Source organism: Streptomyces sp. NPDC057543, assembly GCF_042801895.1.
GTDB lineage: Bacteria > Actinomycetota > Actinomycetes > Streptomycetales > Streptomycetaceae > Streptomyces.
On the sequence record NZ_JBHVFF010000006.1, the window covers coordinates 24902 to 39341 of the forward strand.

General features: G+C 69.8%; 14 protein-coding genes and 1 pseudogene. 3 read left to right on the plus strand and 12 right to left on the minus strand.

Annotated elements, in window-relative coordinates:
* Positions 1–4: 4 nt before the first annotated feature.
* The 5 genes from ACFU8Q_RS02255 to ACFU8Q_RS02275 form a co-directional block, all read right to left on the minus strand.
* Entirely contained in the window at positions 5–538 is a 534-nt protein-coding gene (locus ACFU8Q_RS02255; protein WP_384446832.1) for a hypothetical protein, read from the minus strand.
* On the minus strand, positions 535–1971 hold the full coding sequence (locus ACFU8Q_RS02260) for an ATP-binding protein (protein ID WP_384446834.1): 1437 nt from the start codon (positions 1969–1971) through the stop codon (positions 535–537). The genes ACFU8Q_RS02255 and ACFU8Q_RS02260 overlap by 4 nt, the downstream gene beginning before the upstream one ends.
* Positions 1968–2651 carry a response regulator gene (locus ACFU8Q_RS02265; RefSeq protein ID WP_384446836.1) on the minus strand — a complete coding sequence of 228 codons (684 nt, stop codon included), beginning with the start codon at positions 2649–2651 and terminating at the stop codon, positions 1968–1970. Before ACFU8Q_RS02265 ends, ACFU8Q_RS02260 begins: the two co-directional genes overlap by 4 nt.
* 66 nt (positions 2652–2717) lie before the next feature.
* A complete protein-coding gene (gene murJ, locus ACFU8Q_RS02270) occupies positions 2718–4382 on the minus strand; it encodes a murein biosynthesis integral membrane protein MurJ (protein ID WP_384446837.1) in 1665 nt (554 codons plus the stop codon).
* Positions 4379–5545, minus strand: coding sequence for a lipid II:glycine glycyltransferase FemX (locus tag ACFU8Q_RS02275; protein ID WP_384446839.1), 1167 nt, complete (start codon positions 5543–5545; stop codon positions 4379–4381). The genes murJ and ACFU8Q_RS02275 overlap by 4 nt, the downstream gene beginning before the upstream one ends.
* 224 nt (positions 5546–5769) lie before the next feature.
* Between ACFU8Q_RS02275 and ACFU8Q_RS02280 the strand changes: the two genes are divergently transcribed.
* Together ACFU8Q_RS02280 and ACFU8Q_RS02285 are read left to right on the plus strand one after the other, a co-directional pair.
* On the plus strand, positions 5770–6984 hold the full coding sequence (locus ACFU8Q_RS02280; protein ID WP_384446841.1) for an Ig-like domain-containing protein: 1215 nt from the start codon (positions 5770–5772) through the stop codon (positions 6982–6984).
* Positions 6985–7080: 96 nt separating this feature from the next.
* Positions 7081–7313, plus strand: a pseudogene (locus tag ACFU8Q_RS02285) (acyl esterase); the annotation flags it as partial.
* A 57-nt stretch (positions 7314–7370) separates the two neighbouring features.
* Here the strand turns inward: ACFU8Q_RS02285 and ACFU8Q_RS02290 are convergent.
* The 5 genes from ACFU8Q_RS02290 to ACFU8Q_RS02310 form a co-directional block, all read right to left on the minus strand.
* Positions 7371–8243, minus strand: coding sequence for an amino acid ABC transporter permease (locus ACFU8Q_RS02290; RefSeq protein ID WP_384446843.1), 873 nt, complete (start codon positions 8241–8243; stop codon positions 7371–7373).
* Positions 8240–8884, minus strand: a complete 645-nt coding sequence (locus ACFU8Q_RS02295; protein ID WP_384446845.1) for an amino acid ABC transporter permease — start codon at positions 8882–8884, stop codon at positions 8240–8242. Before ACFU8Q_RS02295 ends, ACFU8Q_RS02290 begins: the two co-directional genes overlap by 4 nt.
* Positions 8885–8901: 17 nt before the next feature.
* On the minus strand, positions 8902–9813 hold the full coding sequence (locus ACFU8Q_RS02300) for a glutamate ABC transporter substrate-binding protein (RefSeq protein ID WP_384446921.1): 912 nt from the start codon (positions 9811–9813) through the stop codon (positions 8902–8904).
* Between the two features lie 14 nt (positions 9814–9827).
* Complete coding sequence (locus ACFU8Q_RS02305; protein WP_384446923.1) at positions 9828–10571, minus strand: amino acid ABC transporter ATP-binding protein; 744 nt, start codon at positions 10569–10571, stop codon at positions 9828–9830.
* A 123-nt stretch (positions 10572–10694) separates the two neighbouring features.
* On the minus strand, positions 10695–11135 hold the full coding sequence (locus ACFU8Q_RS02310) for a DUF6278 family protein (RefSeq protein WP_384446846.1): 441 nt from the start codon (positions 11133–11135) through the stop codon (positions 10695–10697).
* A 500-nt stretch (positions 11136–11635) separates the two neighbouring features.
* On the opposite strand from ACFU8Q_RS02310, the gene ACFU8Q_RS02315 reads away from it, so the two are divergent.
* A complete protein-coding gene (locus ACFU8Q_RS02315; protein ID WP_384446848.1) occupies positions 11636–12817 on the plus strand; it encodes a Cmx/CmrA family chloramphenicol efflux MFS transporter in 1182 nt (393 codons plus the stop codon).
* A 133-nt stretch (positions 12818–12950) separates the two neighbouring features.
* On the opposite strand, the gene ACFU8Q_RS02320 is transcribed toward ACFU8Q_RS02315, so the two are convergent.
* Entirely contained in the window at positions 12951–13730 is a 780-nt protein-coding gene (locus tag ACFU8Q_RS02320; RefSeq protein ID WP_384446850.1) for an exodeoxyribonuclease III, read from the minus strand.
* A 48-nt stretch (positions 13731–13778) separates the two neighbouring features.
* On the minus strand, positions 13779–14435 hold the full coding sequence (locus ACFU8Q_RS02325) for an MBL fold metallo-hydrolase (RefSeq protein WP_384446851.1): 657 nt from the start codon (positions 14433–14435) through the stop codon (positions 13779–13781).
* Between the last annotated feature and the right edge of the window lie 5 nt (positions 14436–14440).

Genomic DNA, 14440 nt, shown 5'->3' on the forward strand with positions numbered 1-14440 from the left:
GCGGTCAGACGGAGCATCTGACCGGCCCGATGACCCCGCCGGTACCGATCACCGTCACCGCCGTGTTCCGGTCCGCGGTACCGGCCTGGGCAACCGTGCAGATCAGCTGCTGCCGCGCGACCTCGGAGAGTTCCCTGACGGCGGTGTTCAGCCGGACACTCACCCCGTCCGGCTTCACAGTCACGCTCGACACCACGCCGATGTCCGGCAGTTCGGTGCGCAGGCCCGCCTCGGCCTCGGCCTCGGTGGGCCCGGCGAAGAGCATGGCGACGGCCTTGTCGGAGCCACGCCACACGGGCACCGCTCCCCCGGCACCGACCTCGCCCTGCGTCGTCAGGTCGACCTGCCGCACGACGGGCATCAGCCGGCTCGGGGACGACGGGGACACGAAGTAGAGCACCGTGCCCTGCTGACCGCCCGGAGCCACCTCCACGGTCGCCGGGTCGCCGACCTCGACGACATCCGTCGCCCGGATTCCGCACCCGGCCGCCAGCAGCACGAGGGGAAGCAGAGCACCGAGGACACGCACCCGTCTCACTGCCCCTCCATCGGTAGTTCCACGGTCAGGACCGCACCGCCCCCGGGACCGTTGGCCGCGTGCACGGTGCCACCGTGCAGCCGTACGTTCTCCTGGGTGATCGCCAGGCCGAGCCCGCTGCCCGCCGACCGGGTGCGGGCCGCATCGGCCTTGTAGAACCGGTCGAAGATGTGCGGCAGCACGACAGGGTCGATACCCGGCCCGTCGTCCGCGACCTCGACCACCAGCCACTGGGCCGCACCCCGCCGCTCGGTCCGCAGCCGTACGGTGACGGGCTGCGCACCGTGCCGCAGGGCATTGCCGACGAGGTTGGCGACCACGACGTCGAAGCGACGCGGGTCGAGCATCGCCCGTACTCCGTCCGGGAGTTCGGTGCGGACCCGGCTCTCCCAGCGTCGGCCCTGCAGGGTCTTACGGATCGTTTCCGCGACATCGACCTCGTCGAGGTGGAGGTCCACGGCCTTCGCGTCGAAGCGGGAGATCTCCATCAGATCCTCGACGAGGGTCGCGAGCTTCCCCGTCTCGGCGCTGATCAGCCGGACGGCCGCCGCGGTGTCGGCGTGCAGCTGGGCGGCGTCCTCGTCGAGCACCTCGGTGACCGCGAGCATCCCGGCGAGCGGGGTGCGCAGCTCGTGCGAGACGTCCGAGGCGAAGCGCCTGGCCCGTGCCTCCGCGCGCCGGAGCTCCTCCACGGATTCCTGGAGCTTCGTCGACGATTCGTTGAACGTCCGGGCCAGTTCGGCGAGTTCGTCGGAGCCCCGGACCTGGATTCGGGTGTCGAGCTCGCCGCGGCCGATGCCTGCGGCGGCCCGCCGCAGATCGCGCACCGGGCGCAGTACGCTGCGGGCGGCGAGCAGGGCGGGCACCAGCGCGATCAGAAGGGCGGGCAGGGCGCCGTCACGGGCCGCGGTGACCATGGCGCTGACATTGGCCTCCTCGGTGGCGAGCGGCATCACGGCGTAGAGGACGAGCCCGGTGGGCTGGCGCCCGTCGCCCCGGTCGAAGACCGTCGGCATGCCGACGGTCAGCCAGGACTCGCCGTCCTTCACGACCCGCTGGAAAGAGCCGTGCGTGTTGCCGCGGGCGGCCTGGCGCAGCTCGGGCGTGATCACATCGGAAGTGGGCCGGTCCGTCGAGGAGACCCTGATCTTCCCGTACTCGGCGAAGACTCTCCAGGTGTGCGGTTTGCCCTCCCTGGCAAGGATCTGGCAGGCCCGCCGCAGCTGCTCCGGGTCGACCGGCAGGGTCACGGCCTGTGCGGCGATCCGGTCGCGGAACTGGTCGATGGCCGTGTCCTGGGCCTGCTGGAGAATGGCTGAGCGGGCCTCGCGGTAGGTCAGGGTCGCGGTGGTGACGGCACTGATCGCGGCGACCAGCAGGAATGCGCCTATGAGACGGGTCCGTAGTCCGAACCGGGCCGCGAACAGCTTCATGCGAGCGGTCCGAAGCGGTAGCCGAAACCACGGACGGTCTGGATGTAGCGAGGGCGTCCCGCCACGTCCTCGATCTTCTGGCGGAGCCGCCGCACACAGGCGTCGACGAGGCGCGCGTCTCCGTGGTAACTGTGTTCCCAGACGTATTCGAGGAGTTGCTGTCTGCTGAAGACCTGCTCGGGCGAGGCCGAGAGATGGAGCAGCAGCTTCAGTTCGGAGGGGGCGAGCAGCACGCGCTGCCCCGCCTTGGCGACGGTGAGCCCGGCGCGGTCGACGGCCAGTTCGCCGTGGAGTTCGATGCCGCTGCGCCCCGCGGGCTCGGTGAGCCTGCGCAGGACGGCCCGGATCCTGGCCTCGATCACTTCGGTACGGGCGGGCTTGACGATGTAGTCGTCGGCGCCGGCCTCCAGCCCGACGACCACGTCGAAGTCGTCGCCGCGTGCGGTGAGCATGATGATCGGCAGCTGGCTGGTCTCCCGTATGCGGCGGCAGACCTGCACCCCGTTCACTCCGGGGAGCATCAGATCGAGCAGCACCAGATCGGGCCGAAACTCGCCCAGCGCGGCAAGCCCCTCCTCACCGGTCTCGACGGCCCGCAGCTCATGGCCGCGCCGTCGCAGGCCCAGCTCGACCCCTTCACGTACGGAAGGGTCGTCTTCGATCAGCAACACGCGAGGCATGGCAGCAGTATCCCAGCGATCAAGGAGTGGATTCGAACCGATGAGCGAGCCCTGGGGCCGGCGGGTTCACGCCCGCCGCAGCCGCCCCCGGCCCGCCGCGAGCACCGCGCTGACCTCCCGCAGCCGGAGCGGCCGGGCCAGCAGCGCCACCGTGAGCAGGAGGACGACGGCCCCCGCCCCCACCGCGGCGAAGTCCCCGTACCCGGCGCAGGCGCGAGCGGCCAGGTACCCCAGCAGCCCGGCGGGCACACTCGCCACCACCAGCCGGACCTGCGCCCACAGCCCCGGCGACCGCAGCAGCGAGTGCCGCCCGGCATCGCCGCCCAAGACCCTGCGGTGCAGCACGTACGCGGTCGCGCCGAAGCCCACGAACAGCGCCACGGAGTACGCCCCGGCCATCCCCGTCACCGCCCAGCGGACAGGCAGCAGCAGATACGCGGCGACGCAGAGCCCGGCGTTGAGCGCCGCGATCACCAGATTGAGGAGGAACGGGGTGCGGGTGTCGCTCATCGCGTAGAACGCGCGGGAGAGCACGTACTGCCCGGAGTAGGCGATCAGCCCGGGCGCGAACGCCATCATCATCCCCGCCATCACCGTGATGTCCGCGCCGCCCGTGCGCCCGTATCCGTACACGGCCCCGATCACCCACGGTGCCAGCGCGAACAGCACGGCCACCGCGGGCACCACGACGGCGGCCGAGGTGCGCAGGGCGTACGAGACATCGCGTCGCACACCCGCCAGGTCGTTGTCGGCCGCCGCCCGGCTCATCCGGGGCATCAGCGCGGTGACGAGCGAGACGGTCACGATGCCGTGCGGCACCACCCAGAGCTGATAGGCGTAGCTGTACGCCGTGTAGCCCACGCCCCCCGGCACATGCTGTTCGACGGCGTGCTGACCGGTGGCGGTGGAGAGCCGGGTCACCACCCAGTAGGCGATCTGGTTGGTCAGCACGAGCATGACGAGCCACCCGGCCGCGCGCAGCGGCCGGGTGAGTCCGCTGCCCCGCCAGTCGAACCGCGGCCGCCAGCGGAACTTCGCGGCGCGCAGCGCGGGCACCAGGGCAAGGGTCTGCACGGCGATCCCGGCGGTGGTCCCCCAGCCGAGCCACTGGGCCTGTGCCGAAGTCAACGTCCCGTCGGAGCCTGCCGCGACGGCCAGGTAGATCCCGAACACCGCGATGATCACCACGTTGTTGAGGACCGGGGTCCACATCATCGCGCCGAACCGGTCGCGGGCGTTGAGCACTTGGCCGAGCAGCGTGAACAGTCCGTAGAAGAGGATCTGCGGCAGGCAGTAGCGGGCCAGGGCGATGGTGAGTTCGGCCTGTTCGCCGTGGTAGTCGGGGGCGTAGACCGAGACGATCCACGGCGCGCCGACGACCGTGACGGCGGTGAGCGCGAGGAGCCCGATCGTGCAGAGGGTGAGCAGCCGGTCGGTGTAGGCGGCTCCACCGTCGGCGTGGTTCCTGGCGGCCCGCACGAGTTCCGGGACGAAGACGGCGTTGAGCGCGCCGCCGATGAGCAGGGTGTAGAGGATGTTGGGCACGGTGTTGGCGACGGTGTACCCGTCCGCCTGGAGGCCGGTGCCGAGCGCGGCGACGACGACGGCCGAGCGTACGAAGCCGGTAGCCCGGGAAACGATGGAGCCGGACGCCATGACCGCGCCACTGCGCAGCACCGAGCCGGACGTGCGCCCTGCGGCCTTCGTGGAGGCCGCATCGGTGGCCGTCATCGGCGCGCCAGGTACGCCTGGAACGCCCGGTACAAGGTGTTGTTGGCTGCTCCGCCCACCGATGTCTCCCACTCTCCGAGGGTCTCGACGACCTGACCACCGGTGCCGAGCTTCCAACGCAGCAGCCCGAAGGGGCGGTCGTCGGGGTCAAGGGTGGAGGGTACCCCGCGCATGTCGTGCACATCGGCACCGAGCCCATGGGCGTCGAGCATCATCTTCCACTGCAGCGCGTTGCTGGGCCGGACCTCGCGCCGGTGGTCGGCGGAGGCGCCGGTCTGGTACCAGACCCGCCGACCTGTGCTGATCATGGTGTGGGCGGCCAGGATCTCGCCCTGGTGGACCGCCAGATAGAGCTTCATCCGGCCGGGGTGTTCGGCGTTGAGTACGGCGTACTGCTGCTGGTAATAGGCGAGGGAACGGCCGAGCCGGAAGCCGTCGCGCTCCTCGGTGATCCGCAGCAGACGGTGGAATTCAGGGAGTTCGGTCGCGCCGCCGATGACGATCCGCACACCGGCCTTCTGCGCTCTGCGGACATTGCGGCGCCACTCCTGGTTGAGCCCCGACCACAACTCGTCGGGGGTCCGTCCAGCGAGCGGCACCCGGAAGACGTAGCGCGGCTGCGCGTCGGCGTCCGCTCCCCCGTCGCCACCGCAGCGGCGCCAGCCGCGGGCCCGGAGCCGATCGGCGACGGCCGTACCGAGCGGGTCCACCTCGGTCGCGAGAACGTCGCTGACCTTGCGGCCGGGGCCGGTGGCGGCTTTGAGGCGGGCGGTGTCCCAGCGGCGGTACGCCGGTGAGGGGCCGATCCGTACGGCGAAGGCACCGGACTTGCGCAGGTGCGCCATGAGCGGCCGCAGCCACCGGTCGACGTCGGGATCGGCCCAGTCGGCGACCGGACCTTCCGGCAGATACGCGAAGTACTTCCGGGTACCGGGGAATTGTCGGTAGAGCACCAGCGCGGCTCCGGCCAGTTCGCCGGAGTCGCCGTGCCAGCCGACCATTTCGGAGGCCCATTTGTCCTTCACCGGGGCCCAGGACGGATATTGCAGGAAGCTCGCGTCCGTACGGGTGGAGACGAAGGCCCGGTGCTCGGCGGAGGTCAGGCCGCGTATCCGCAGCTCGTGGTCATGGCCGCGGTCTCCGGTCGCGAGCAGCGCTGACATGTTCGTGGCCCTCCCTGGTCCGCCCCGCCGTCGGGTCCGGGGGCTGCACAGGATGCTCACAGCGGTCCATGACGGAGCCGAGCGGCGGATGTGACCGAATGATGACCGTTGCGCTGCGGTCCATGTCACACAGAGGATTTCCCGGCTTTCTGTCGTTTTGAGGAACCTATCGTCGGGTGCGTGCCTCTCCACCCACGAGAAGCAAGGCCTTGGAGGTATTTCCGTTGTTCTCCGCACCTCGGCGCATACGCCGTACCGCCCCGCTCGTCCGCCCGGTCCGGTTCACCCTGATCGCCGGTACCGCGGTGCTCGGCGCCACGCTCACCGCCTGTTCCGGTGCCTCGGCGTCGGACTCGGACAAGGGGGCGTCCGGGGTCGCACCGGCGCACGACACCAAGATCTCGGTGAACCTCCAGGGCACCCGCGCCACCCCCGGGAAGCCGGTGAAGGTGACCCTCGGTGCCGGAAAGCTGAAGGCGGTCACGGTGAGCGCAACAGAGGGGGACGCGCTCACCGGCCGAATATCCGCCGACGGCAGGACCTGGACGTCGGACCGGGTGGCCGCGCCCGGCACCACGTACGGCGTCGAGGCGAAGGACACCGAGGGCGGCAGCGACAAGGCCGGGTTCACCACCGCCGGGGCCGACAAGGTCAACAAGCTGACGCTGGCCCCCGGCAAGAACACCACGGTCGGCATCGCCCAGCCGCTGTCGATCGTCTTCGACAACCCGGTGAAGGACCGGGCCGCGGTCGAGAAGGCCCTGAAGGTCTCCACCTCGAACAACACCGAGGGCTCCTGGGGCTGGCTGCGGGACTACTCCGGCAAGGACCGCGTCGACTGGCGCCCCAAGGAGTACTGGAAGGCCGGTACGAAGGTCACGCTCGACGCCGATCTCAACGGAATCGACTCGGGCCCGTCCGGCGGCTGGTTCGTCCGCGACTACAGGACCACCTTCACCATCGGAACCAACCAGGTGGTCAAGGTCGACCTCGACCGTCACCGGCTGGCGCTGAAGCGGGACGGGAAGACCGTCATGGACGTGCCCATGTCGGCCGGCACTCCGGGCGGCGAGAAGGCGTCCTGGCGCGGCACCGCCGTGCTGATGGCCAAGGAGGGCACGATCAACATGCGCTCCGAGACGGTCGGTCTCGGCGACGCCTACGACAAGATGGTCGACTCGTCGATGCGGCTGACCTGGTCGGGGATGTACGCCCACGCGGCGCCGTGGAACGCCGCCTACTTCGGGGTGGCCAACCACAGTTCGGGCTGTGTCGGCATGAGCGACGCCAACGCCGGCGCGCTGTACCAGCAGGTGCGGGTCGGCGACCCGTTCGAGATCACCGGCGCCGACGCCAAGGGCACGGTCGCGGAGGGCAACGGGTACGGGGCGTGGAATGTGACCTGGTCCGACTGGCAGGCGAAGAGCGCACTGAAGTGAGCCGCTGACCCCCGTCGCGCCACCGGCAACACCCTCAAACGCAAGAGCGGCCCTCCGTCGTGCATCTCCACGACGAAGGGCCGCTCTCGGCACGCTGTCAGTAACGCCCCCTATACCTTCCGCGGACGGACGCCGGGCCCGGCCGTTCCCCCGCGGACCCGGAGCTGTTCTCCGCCGCCCGTGGTGTCACGGCCGGTCGCCGGCCCGCCCTGGTGATCGACACGCTCGACCCGCTGTACGCCGAGCACAGCCCAGCCGGCTCGCAGCTGACCTTCTCCTCGCCCTCGGCGGACCCGTCGTACGGGACCGCCGACTCGCGCGAGAAGTGATCACCGACTGCTGCCGACGGGCACTGCTCCTCGGAGACCGCTCGCAGCGGGTCCCGGCTACTGCACTCCCGGCAGCAGCGTTCCTGGTTCGGCCGGTGCGACCTCCACGGCCTTCGTCTTCGGATTGCGCCGCTCCTGCTTGGCCACCCAGGTCGCGAACCAGGAGAGCAGCATGCACATCCCGATGTAGATCGGCGAGATCACCATCACCACGGGGATGAAGGGAAGACCGTAGTCGAGGTTGGACGCGATGAGTTTGCCCGCGTGGAGGAATTCCTCGTACGTGATCAGGTAGCCGAGCGAGGTGTCCTTGAGCGCCACCACCAGCTGGCTGATGATCGTGGGCAGCATGGCGCGCACCGCCTGCGGGGCCAGTACGAATGTGGTGACCTGCGTCTTGCGCATCCCAAGGGCGTACGCGGCCTCGTGCTGGCCGCGCTCCACCGAGTTGATCCCGGTACGGAACACCTCGGCGAGCACCGAGCCGTTGTACAGCGTCAGACCGGTGACCAGCGCGGGCAGGGGCTGCACCTTCAGGGCCACGAAGATGAAGAAGATCATCACCAGTACGGGCATGGCCCGGAAGAACTCGACCAGAAGCGTCGAGAGCCAGCGCACGGCCCGGTGGTCGGAGAGCCGGCCGACGGCGAGCACCGCCCCGAGCACGAGGGAGAACACCGCGGCCAGCGCGAACGCCTTGAGGGTGTTGCCCAGTCCGCGCAGCAGCAGCTCCTGAATACCCTTGTATTCGAAGGGCGTCCATTTGGCGCCGGCGAACTGTCCGGTGTCGACGAGCAGATAGACGATCCAGCCCAACAGGGCGAGGATCAGGGCCGTCGACACGAACCCGTACAGGCGGTGACGCCTGCGGGTGACGGGGCCCGGGACGTCGTAGAGCGCGGTGGCGGAGGGTGCGGTGCGCGTGGTCATCGGGCGACTCCCCAGCGCTTCTCCATCACGTTGAAGAGCGCACTGATGGACAGGGTGATGATCAGGTAGCCGACGGCGATCCAGACGAAGGTCCAGATGATGCTGTAGCCCAGCTCGTTGAGGGTCTTGTAGGTGCCGAGCAGCTCGGTGACGCTGAAGGCCCCGGCGATCGCCGAGTTCTTGGCGAGGGCGATCAGCGTCGACCCGATCGGCGGGATCACCGTACGGAACGCCTGTGGCAGCACGATGCTGTTGAGCGTCTGGCCGAACGTCATGCCGAGGCTGCGGGCCGCCTCGCCCTGCCCCCTCGGCACCGTGTTGATGCCGGAGCGCAGCACCTCGCAGATGAACGCGGAGGTGTAGCAGCCGAGCGCGAGGACCGCGAAGACATTGAAGGGAAGCACCAGTCCGAAGCGCGGCAGTCCGAGCAGGACGGCGAAGAAGAGCAGCGTCAGCGGGGTATTGCGCAGCACCGTCACCCAGACCGTGCCGAGCGCCCGGAGCGAGCCGACGGGTGCCACCCGGCAGGAGGCCATGAAGAAGCCGAGGAGCAGGGCCAGAATCGAGGAGTAGACGGTCAGCTCGACCGTGCCGAGGAAGCCCTTGCCGTAGAGCGAGAAGTTCTGTGTGAGTACGTCCATGGTCGATGCCCGCCCTCTCAGATCGCCGGGTAGCGGTCGATGGGCGGCGGGGTCGGCGTGGGCGCTCCGGACAGACCGAGTGTCGCCTCGAACGCCTTCTTCCAGTTGCCGTTCTTCTGGTTGGCCTCCAGGGCGTCGTCGAGGGCGAACCGCAGGACGTTGTCGCTGCGCGGGACGCCGATTCCGTACGGCTCCTCGGAGAAGGGCTTGCCCACCACCTTCATCTCCTCGGGCGCCTTCGCGGCGAAGCCCAGCAGGATCGCGTCATCGGTGGTGACGGCGTCGACCTGATAGGTGAGCAGGTTGTCGACGCAGATCGCGTACGTGTCGTAGGAGACCAGGATGGCCTTCGGATAGTCGGCGGCGATGCGCTGGTACGGGGTCGAACCCGCCGCCGAGCAGACCGTCCTGCCGTCCAGGTCCTGCGGTCCGTTGATGTCGTGCTCGTCGGTGCGGACGAGCAGCGACTGCCCGGCCATGAAGTAGGGTCCGGCGAAGCCGACGAGCCTCTTGCGCAGGGCGTTGATGGTGTAGGTGCCGACGTAGTAGTCGATCTGGCCGTTCTGCAGTGCCGTCTCGCGGTTGGCGGAGGCGATGGTCCGGAAGCGGATCGTCTTCGGGTCGAAGCCGAGCGAGGCCGCCATCATCTTGGCGATCTCGATGTCGAAGCCGGAGTAGACGCCGGTGGCCGGGTCCTTCTCGCCGAGGTAGGGCTGGTCCTCCTTGGCCCCGACCCGCAGGTATCCGCGCTTCTTCGCCTTCGTCCAGGTCGGTGATCCGGGCAGCCGGAAGGCGGTGTCGACCTTGTACACGGGCAGCTGTTCGGGCTTCGGCCCCTTCACCGGCGGGCTGCCCTCCTTGCCGCATCCGGCGGCGAGTACGGCGAGCAGGAGAGCTGCGCAGGCGGCCAGAACTTTTCTCGTACGCAACACGGAGCCCCCCGTCAGTGCTTCAGGATCTTGGACAGAAAGTCCTTGGCGCGGTCGCTCTCCGGGGCGGTGAAGAACGCCTCGGGAGTGCGGTCCTCGATGACACGCCCGTCGGCCATGAAGATCACACGGTTGGCAGCGGAGCGGGCGAAGCCCATCTCGTGCGTGACGACGACCATGGTCATGCCGTCCCGGGCGAGTTGCTGCATGACCTCCAGCACCTCGTTGATCATCTCCGGGTCGAGTGCCGAGGTCGGCTCGTCGAAGAGGAGCGCCTTGGGGTCCATGGCGAGGGCGCGGGCGATGGCCACCCGCTGCTGCTGACCGCCGGAGAGCTGGGCGGGGAACTTGTCGGCCTGCGAGGCGAGTCCGACCCGCTCCAGCAGCTCCCGGGAGCGCCGGTCGGCCTCGTCCTTCTTCCGCTTGCGGACCTTGAGCGGGGCGAGCGAGACGTTGTCCAGCACGGTCTTGTGCGCGAACAGGTTGAACGACTGGAAGACCATGCCCACTTCGGCCCGGAGCTGGGCCAGCCCCTTACCCTCCTCGGGGAGGGGTCTGCCGTCGATCGCGATGTACCCGGACTCGATCGTCTCAAGCCGGTTGATGGTCCGGCAGAGCGTCGACTTGCCGGAGCCCGAGGGGCCGATGACCACCACCACCTCCCCGCGGCCGACGGTGAGATTGATGTCCCGCAGTACGTGCAACTGCCCGTAGAACTTGTTGACGTCCCGCAGCTCGATCAAAGGATCGACGGCCATACGCTGCCCCACCCACTTGTCGCTATGTCGAGGTCAGCGCAAACTATCCAGCGCGAAAAGGGACTTCGCCTACGACACGCACAAATGGGGCATAAGGCGTCTTATCCGGTTTTAGCGAGAGTCCTACCCCTCGGCCGATTCCGAGTACACCTGCGAGAGCTCGGGGCTGCCCGCCATCGCCCAGTCCAGCCCGGCCTCGACCACGTCGATCTCCCGTCCCGAAGCGAGCCGCACCACGGGCTGCCCGCTCGGCCAGATGTTCCAGACCGCGCCAGGGACATTGCGCACCAGAACCGTGCCGAGGTAGAGCCCCGCGTCGTTGCCCAGCCAGGGCAGCTCCTCGGGATCGTCGCGCCAGCGCGGCGGCAACTGGTCGAGAGCCGCCAACGAGTCCGGGCTGTCGTCGAGTTCGAGCCCCCGTTGCCCTGCCCGGACACGCAGCAGCTCGCACTCGGCAAGCAGCTCGGCCACGCCTTCGGGATCGGCCGCGACGGCGGCGGCGAGCCCTGCCCCTCGCGTACCGTCGTGACGCTTACGCCAGTTGTCCAAGAAAGGGATGTTCATACCACTCAGGTTCGCATCCCGGGCGTGTTACGCACCACAGGGCGCGCGGCCTGTCGTTCGAGTGCTGAGCCGTCCGCGTCCGGATGTTCCGGCTGCTGCCGCTGCTCCGGCGGAAAAGAGGTGGAGTCGAGGGTGGCGGGGCTGGTAGCTTCGCGATCATGCCCAGCCCCGAGTCCGACAGAGACTAGCCACCGGTCCGCCGGTGGCTGATCCGCTGTCGCGTCGATCCCGCCCGGTCGTGTACCGGTGACGGGACCGCTTGCGCCCGGCTGCCGCAGCAGGACCGCCTCGGTGTGGGCTGCGCATTCCCCGTCTGTGCCCGTGGCGCACCGGTACGTGCACGCGTGCGCGGATTCTCCGACACCTGCGCCTGCCGCGCGTGGTCGAGTCCCGTCCATGAACACCCCGGACGTTCCGCCGTGTTGCCGTCCGTCCTGACGGGCGGGCGCGGCCCACACCCCCTGCATGGTCCATCCAACAGCCGTCCATGGGGTTCCTTCATGCCTTTTGCCGTGTACGCACTCGGGCTCGCCGTCTTCGCCCAGGGCACATCCGAGTTCATGCTTTCCGGTCTGGTCACGGACATCGCCGCCGACCTCCACGTATCCATTCCGGCCGCCGGGCTGCTGACCTCGGCCTTCGCGATCGGGATGGTTGTCGGGGCGCCGCTGATGGCGCTCTTCAGCCGTAACTGGCCGCGCCGCCGCGCCCTGTTGTTCTTCCTGTGTGTCTTCAGCACCGTCCATGTCGTCGGCGCGCTCACCCCCGGCTACGGGGTGCTCCTCGCGACGCGGGTCGTCGGGGCGCTGGCGAATGCCGGATTCTGGGCCGTGGCCCTGGGGACCGCGGTCTCCATGGTCGGGCCCGAGGCCCGGGCACGCGCCACGTCCGTGGTCGTCGGGGGCGTCACCATCGCCTGCGTGGCCGGAGTGCCCGCCGGTGCGGCGCTGGGCGGGCAGTGGGGGTGGCGGTCGGCGTTCTGGGCCGTGGCGCTGGTCTCCGTACCGGCCGTCGTCGTGATCGCCAGGACGATTCCGGGGACCCGGCCGGAGGCCGCCCCGGCACGCGCCCGTGTCGAGTTGCGGGCCCTGGCCCGTCCGCGGCTGCTGCTCACGCTGCTGACGAGCGCCCTCGTGCAGGGTGCGACGTTCTGCGCGTTCTCCTACGTCGAACCGCTCGCCACCCGGGTCACCGGACTCGGTACCGGCTGGGTGCCCGTTCTGCTCGCGCTGTTCGGACTGGGCTCGTTCGTCGGGGTCACCGTCGCCGGGCGGGTCGTCGACGCACGGCCCCTCGCTTTCACCGCGGCCGGTCTGGTCGCGCTCCCCGTCGGCTGGGCCGGACTCGCGCTGAGCGCGGGGAACCCGTTCGCGACGGTCGCGCTCGTCGCGGTCCAGGGGATGCTCGCGTTCGGCACCGGGACGGCGCTGATCTCGTGGGTGTTCCGGCTGGCGGCCGACGCGCCGACCCTGTCCGGCTCGTTCGCCACGTCCGCGTTCAATGTGGGCGGAGCGCTCGGCCCCTGGCTCGGCGGGCTGGCGATCGGTGCGGGGTTCGGCTTCCGCTCACCGCTGTGGGTGAGCGCACTGCTGATGGTTCTGGCGCTGGGCACCGCCTGGGTGTCGCTGGGCATGCGCCGGGCCGTCGGCCGACGGAGCCCGGACCGCGTTCCCGCGGTCTGACAGCGGGGTGGATGAGGCCCCGCCCGGCGCTGAACGGGCGGGGCTGTCCTGGTCACAGCAAGCAGCCAGCAAGCGGGATAAGGACATCGACCACGGTATCGGCGACCACTGACAACAACGGCTCGGCCGCGGCTCAGACGTCGAGGTCCACGACCACCGGGGCGTGGTCGGACGCGCCCTTGCCCTTGCGCTCCTCACGGTCCACGTAGCTGTCCGTGACCGCCGCGACGAAGGGCGCGTTGCCGTAGACGAGGTCGATACGCATGCCCTTGTTCTTCGGGAAGCGCAGCTCCCGGTAGTCCCAGAAGGTGTACGGGCGGTCGTACTTGAGCGGGCGCGGCATGACGTCGGACAGCCCGTCCTGGCGCAGTGCGGCGAGGGCTGCGCGCTCGGCGGGGGTGACGTGGGTGGCGCCCTCGAAGAGCGCGGGATCCCAGACGTCCTCATCGGTCGGGGCCACGTTGAAATCGCCCAGGACCGCGAACGGCCGCGGGCCCGCGGCGTCCGCCGCGACGGCCTTCTGCAGGGCCTCGAACCAGCGCAGCTTGTACGCGTAGTGCGCGTGCTCGATCTCGCGGCCGTTGGGTACGTACACCGACCAGACGCGGACCGGGCCGCAGGTCGCGGAGATCGCCCGGGGCTCCTGCGCGCCCTCGTACTCGGGGCCGCCGGGCAGGCCCTCGACGACGTCGGCCAGGCCGGCCCGGGAGACCAGCGCGACCCCGTTCCACCGGCCCGTGGCGTGGACCGCGGACTCGTAGCCGAGTTCGCGGAGCGCGTCCGTCGGGAACAGTTCGGCGGCGCACTTGGTCTCCTGGATGCACAGCACATCCGTGCCGGAGCTCTCCAGCCAGGCCAGCAGCCTCGGGAGCCGGGCGGTGATCGAATTGACGTTCCAGGTGGCGATGCGCATGTACATAAACCTAGCGGCTGCCACCGACAGCCGCCGGACCGGCCGGGGTCACAGGCCGGTCGAGTCCCCCGGGGCCAGCCGGCCGTGGTCGGTGCCGCCGAGGCTGCCGATCTGATTGTCGTAGATCGGGCGGGCGAGGTCGGTGAGGAGCGCGTCGTGGATGTCGATGGCGCGGCGCGGCTTGACCTCGCGTACGTAGTCGATGACCTCGGAGATCTTGTTCCAGGGGGCCATCACAGGGAGCATCAGGGTGTCGACCGGCCGGTCGGGGACGGTGAGCGCGTCGCCCGGGTGGAAGAGCGAACCGTCCACCAGGAAGCCGATGTTGGTGATCCGCGGGATGTCCGGGTGGATCACCGCGTGCAGCTCGCCGTGCACCTGTACGTCGAAGCCCGCCGCGGAGAAGGTGTCCCCGTGGCCGACGGTGTGGACGCGGCCCGGGAAGGCCGCGGACAGCCGGTCGGCGACGCTGCGCAGGGTCCAGATCGCGGCGGCCGGGTTGGCCTCCAGGCCCGCGCGCAGCCGCCCCTCGTCGAAGTGGTCGGGGTGCTCGTGCGTCACCAGGATCGCGTCGGCGCCGACGGCGGCGTCCTGCTCCGAGAAACCGCCCGGGTCGATGACGAGTGTCCGCCCTCCCTTCTCCAGACGGATGCAGGAGTGCGTCTTCTTGGTCAGTGTCAGGTGCACGGGGTTCGCAGCGTTCATGGGCC